The following is a 4,836-nucleotide window of genomic DNA, read 5'->3' on the forward strand; positions in this document are numbered from 1 at the left end:
CCCCTCGACGACGCCGACTGATGGCGGGCTTCACTATACGCTGACGAGTGCGGCGGGCGCTGTCGAAGGGGTTCTGCCTTTCCCTTGATCCAGCCCATCGCAACGGTTGCAGGAAGCCGTTGGGTTCGCTACGCAAAGACACGTCCTTCCCCATTTCCCAAGCGAGGAATCCATGACCATTTCCGTTGGCGACAAGCTGCCTGACGTGACCTTCAAGACGATGACCGACGACGGCGCCAAGCCGATCACCGGGGCCGAGATATTCCCGGGCAAAAAGGTCGTTCTGTTTGGAGTTCCCGGCGCCTTCACGCCGACCTGCAGCAACAACCACTTGCCCGGCTATCTCGAGAACCATGACGCCATCCTGGCGCGCGGCGTCGACACCATCGCCGTCGTCTCGGTCAATGACGTCCATGTCATGGGCGCCTGGGCGCGCTTCACCGGCGGCGAGGGCAAGATCCTGTTCCTGGCCGACGGCAGTGGCGATTTCGCCAAGGCAGTGGGCCTCGACAATGACCTTTCCGCCAGCGGCATGGGGCTGCGTTCGAAACGATTTTCGATGATCGTCGACGACGGCAAGGTCACCGCGCTCAATGTCGAGACCAAGCCCGGTGTCGACGAGTCCGGCGCGGCCCATATTCTGGGACAGCTCTGAACTTCAGTGCGCCTTCGGCCGCAACGGCGATGGCGCTTGTGGTTCATGGCTTGCTTTGGGGGGATCCTAGCGATGTTTGACATCTTCTGGCGCGCTATCGCGATCGGCGTCGGCGCCACCGTGCTGATGGATCTCTGGGCCATCTTCCTGCACAAGGCGTTCGGCCAGCCACGGCCGAACTGGGGGCCGGTCGGCCGCTGGGTCTGGCATCTCCGTGACAAGGTCTTTCACGACGATATCGGCGATACAGCACCATACGCGCATGAAAAGGCGCTGGGTTGGGCCTTTCACTATTTTGTCGGCATCATCTACGGCATCATCCTGGTGGTGCTGGCCGGAGCGGGCTGGCTTGCCGCGCCGACATTTCTGCCGGCCTTCATCCTCGGCATTGTCACCGTCGGCGCCGGCTGGTTCCTGCTGGCACCCGGCATGGGCGCCGGCTGGGCCGCCTCGAAGCGGCCCAACCCGATGCGGATCCGGGCGCTGAACCTGGTGTCGCATACGGTGTTCGCACTTGGGCTTTGGGGCACGGCGCTGCTGATACGATAAGCGCTTACGGCTGTGTCGGCCTGTCGATCGGCTGCCAGCCGTAGACAACGGAATGCGCGCCGATATCGTAGTAGTTGCCGCCGCCCGCTGGCTGATCTGCTTCTTCGTACCCGAGCCGCGCCGCTCCTGAAATTCAATAGCTCTGGGTCGAGCGCCGCACCTTCGCGATTGCCGGCGCAGCAGGCTTTGGCGCTGCTGCAGGCTTGAACGGGCCTTTCTTGAACGGCGCCATGCCTTCGCGCGCGAGTTCGTCGGCGCGCTCGTTCTCGACATGGCCGTCATGGCCCTTGACCCAGTTCCAGGTGACCTTGTGGCGCTTGTTGGCCTCGTCGAGCGCCTGCCAGAGTTCACCGTTCTTGACAGGCTTCTTGTCGGCGGTCTTCCAGCCGTTCTTCTTCCAGCCGTGGATCCACTTGGAAATGCCGTCCATGACGTATTTGCTGTCGGTGTGAAGCTCGACCGTGCACGGTTCCTTCAGCGCGTTCAGCGCCGAGATAGCGGCCAACAGTTCCATCCGGTTGTTGGTCGTCTCGGCCTCACCGCCGGAAAGCTCCTTGGTGGTGCCGTTGAAGCGCAGGATCGCGCCCCAGCCGCCAGGGCCGGGATTGCCCGAACAAGCGCCGTCGGTGAAGATCTCAACCTGTTTGCTCATGATATCAGGCCAATCCATATTCCGAAGGAGATTTGATCGCCCGGTGGAACCGCATCCTTCTGATGTATTCGGTCGGATCGCGTTTCATCACCAGCCCGCCATCGGGGACGGTCAGCCAGTCGTATAGCCGGGTCAGCATGAAGCGCAACGCCGAACCGCGCGCCAGCATCGGCAGCGCAGCCTTTTCCTGGTCGCTCAGGGGCCGGACGCTCTTGTAGCCGGCGAGCAGCGCCTTGCCCTTGGTCAGGTTGAAGGAAAAATCCTTCTCGAAGCACCAGGCGTTGAGGCAGGTGGCGACATCGTAGGCATAGAGGTCGTCGCAGGCGAAATAGAAGTCGATCAGGCCGGAGAGCTTTTCGCCGAGGAAGAAAACGTTGTCCGGGAAAAGATCGGCATGAATGATGCCTTGCGGCAGGTCTTTGGGCCAGTTGCGCTCAAAATCGGCAAAGTCGGCATCAACCTCGGCCGCCAGGCCCGGCTCGACCTCGTCGGCCCGGTCGCGCGCTGCGTCCCAGAGCTTGCGCCAGCCGTCGATGGCCAGGGCATTCGGACGTGTCATCGAAAAATCGGCGCCGGCCAGATGCAATTGCGCCAACGCCTTGCCGACCTCGGCACAATGCGTGGCTGTGGGCCGCCGCAACGAAAGCCCTTCCAGGAAGGTGATGATGACCGCCGGCCGGCCGGCGAGCGTGCCGATGACGCTGCCGTCATGGGCGGTCACCGGCAGCGGGCAGGACACGCCCTTGTAGGCGAGATGGCCCATCAGCCCAAGGAAAAACGGCAGATCCGCCTTCTCGACGCGCTTCTCATAGAGCGTCAGGATGTAGGAGCCGCTCGAGGTGTGCAGCAGGAAGTTCGAGTTCTCGGTGCCTTCGGCGATGCCCTTGTAGGACAGGAGATCGCCGACCGGATAGTGCTTCAGGAATGCGCCGAGTTCGCCTTCCGCGACGTCAGTGTAGACCGCCATGTGCCTTACGCGGCTCCATTGACGAAGGCCATGTCGGCCCGCGTCAGTTCGACATCGCGCAGTACCCGCATGACCGGAAAATCCTCCGTTTCCGTGGCCGTGATGGCCAGATCGATCGTGACATCGAAGCGCTGCCGGAACGCGTCGATGATCTCGTCGACGATGATTTCGGGCGCCGACGCGCCGGCCGACAGGCCGAGCGTCGAAATGTTGCCGATGTCATTCCACGGAATCTCGGCGGCGCGCTGCACGAGAAGCGACATGGTGGCGCCTGCACGCTCCGCCACTTCGACAAGTCGTCGCGAATTGGAGGAATTCGGCGCGCCGACGATCAGATAGAGATCGGCGCCCGGCGCGGTGTCCTTGACGGCTTCCTGGCGGTTGGTGGTGGCATAGCAGATCGATTCCGCCGCTGGCGCCTGCAGCGCCGGAAAGCGATCCTGCAAGGCGCGGATGATGCCGGCGGTGTCCTCGACCGACAATGTGGTCTGGGTAACGAAGCCTAGCGCCTGCGGATCGGTGGGCGAGAGCTTTGCGGCATCGGCTTCGGTTTCGATCAGGGTCACCGCTCCGTCCGGGAGCTGGCCCATGGTGCCGATCACCTCGGGATGTCCGGCGTGACCAATCAACAGCACATGACGGCCGAGCCGCTGATGGCGCATCGCCTGCTTGTGGACCTTCGACACCAGCGGGCAGGTGGCATCGAGATAGAAGAGATTGCGCGCCTTCGCATCCGCCGGCACCGATTTCGGCACGCCATGCGCCGAGAACACGACGGGCGACTGCCGATGTTCGGCCGGGATCTCGGAGAGTTCCTCGATGAAGACGGCGCCAAGGCTTTGCAGCCCCTCGACGACGTAGCGGTTGTGCACGATTTCATGGCGGACGTAGACCGGCGCGCCATATTTCTTCAGCGCCAGCACGACGATCTGGATGGCACGGTCGACACCGGCGCAAAAACCGCGCGGCTGGCAGAGCCGGATCGTCAGAGGTGGTTTGGTGGTTGTCTGAAGCATTAAATCCGGGCCGGTTGATCAAAGCCGAAATGAGGTGCGCACCCCTGCCCTGTCAAGGGCATCGGTAGAAAGGGGGCGTCGCTCGCATTCATTCCTCTTTCGCGGGGCGGCGAAGCCGCAGGATGAGCACGGCGGCGAGCGTGGCGGCAAGCCCGTACCAGGTGACGGCATATTGCAGATGGCTGTTCGGCAGGTCGATGATGGTGACGCCGCCAACCGGCAATCCGCCTGGATTTGGCGTCTTGTCTGCGTCGATGAAGATCGGCACCAGCGTGAACCCAGCCGGCAGGCCCGCGCTCGCCGCCATGACGTCGCGGTCCTTCCAGTAGAAGATGTTCTTCGCCACATCGTTGTCGGGCAGCATCATCGACGGCTTTGCTGGCAGGGGGTTGCGAGCGAGCCCCGTGACCGTCACTCTGCCGGTCACCTGTCCCTTGGCGCGCTTGGCGGCGTCCTTCAGATCGTAAGGCACGAAGCCGCGATTGATCAGGACGAAGCGGCCGTCGTCGAGCGCCAGCGGCGTGTAGACATTGAAGCCGGCATCACCCTCCCAGGTCGCGTAAAAATGCCGTTCGCCTTGATGCAGGAACGTCCCGGTGACGGCGACGGGCGTATAATCGACGTCCCCGGTGGCTGCGAATTCTTTCTCGACCTCGGCCAGCGGCCGCGGCGCTGAATGAGTGCGCTGGTCGATGGTCTGCAGAAGGCCTTCCTTCCAATAAAGGCGCTGCACCTGCCAGGTGCCGAGCGCCAGCAGGATCAGGAACAGCACAAGGCCAAGGCCGAGCAGCAATGCCGTCCTAGGCCGCGATCGGCCATCGGCTTTAACGGTTGCCTCGCTCATTCGCCGCGATCCAACCGGCCTTCGGCCGCCTTGTTGCGGTATTGCAGCGTCAGCAGCACGCCTTTGATCAGCCTCAGCGCCGCCAGGCACAGCACGACAGCCAGCGGAATCCAGACCAGCAGATGCAGCCAGAGCGGCGGGCTAAGCGTGACT

At 63.1% G+C, this 4,836-nt stretch carries 7 protein-coding genes; 2 read left to right on the forward strand and 5 right to left on the reverse strand.

Features of this window, described 5'->3' with window-relative positions; all coding sequences use genetic code 11:
• Nucleotides 1-172 precede the first annotated feature (172 nt).
• Both EN969_RS17095 and EN969_RS17100 read left to right on the forward strand, forming a co-directional pair.
• Nucleotides 173-655, forward strand: coding sequence for a peroxiredoxin (locus tag EN969_RS17095; RefSeq protein ID WP_027164142.1), 483 nt, complete (start codon nucleotides 173-175; stop codon nucleotides 653-655).
• A 72-nt stretch (nucleotides 656-727) separates the two neighbouring features.
• On the forward strand, nucleotides 728-1,204 hold the full coding sequence (locus EN969_RS17100; RefSeq protein WP_013532768.1) for a DUF2938 domain-containing protein: 477 nt from the start codon (nucleotides 728-730) through the stop codon (nucleotides 1,202-1,204).
• 133 nt (nucleotides 1,205-1,337) lie between these two features.
• Here the strand turns inward: EN969_RS17100 and rnhA are convergent, their stop codons facing one another.
• The 5 genes from rnhA to EN969_RS17130 form a co-directional block, all read right to left on the reverse strand.
• Nucleotides 1,338-1,856: a ribonuclease HI gene (gene rnhA, locus EN969_RS17110; protein WP_027164143.1), complete on the reverse strand. Its 519-nt coding sequence runs from the start codon at nucleotides 1,854-1,856 to the stop codon at nucleotides 1,338-1,340.
• Nucleotides 1,857-1,860: 4 nt separating this feature from the next.
• On the reverse strand, nucleotides 1,861-2,823 hold the full coding sequence (locus EN969_RS17115) for a homoserine kinase (protein ID WP_063167684.1): 963 nt from the start codon (nucleotides 2,821-2,823) through the stop codon (nucleotides 1,861-1,863).
• A gap of 5 nt (nucleotides 2,824-2,828) precedes the next feature.
• On the reverse strand, nucleotides 2,829-3,839 hold the full coding sequence (ispH, locus tag EN969_RS17120; protein ID WP_063167683.1) for a 4-hydroxy-3-methylbut-2-enyl diphosphate reductase: 1,011 nt from the start codon (nucleotides 3,837-3,839) through the stop codon (nucleotides 2,829-2,831).
• 88 nt (nucleotides 3,840-3,927) lie between these two features.
• A complete protein-coding gene (locus EN969_RS17125) occupies nucleotides 3,928-4,683 on the reverse strand; it encodes an SURF1 family protein (RefSeq protein WP_063167682.1) in 756 nt (251 codons plus the stop codon).
• A partial coding sequence (locus EN969_RS17130; RefSeq protein ID WP_127419261.1) for a DUF983 domain-containing protein occupies nucleotides 4,680-4,836 on the reverse strand: 157 nt, incomplete at its 5' end. The genes EN969_RS17125 and EN969_RS17130, both read right to left, overlap by 4 nt.

The sequence above is a fragment of the Mesorhizobium sp. M7A.F.Ca.CA.003.01.2.1 genome (assembly GCF_003998945.1).
Lineage (GTDB): Bacteria > Pseudomonadota > Alphaproteobacteria > Rhizobiales > Rhizobiaceae > Mesorhizobium > Mesorhizobium ciceri.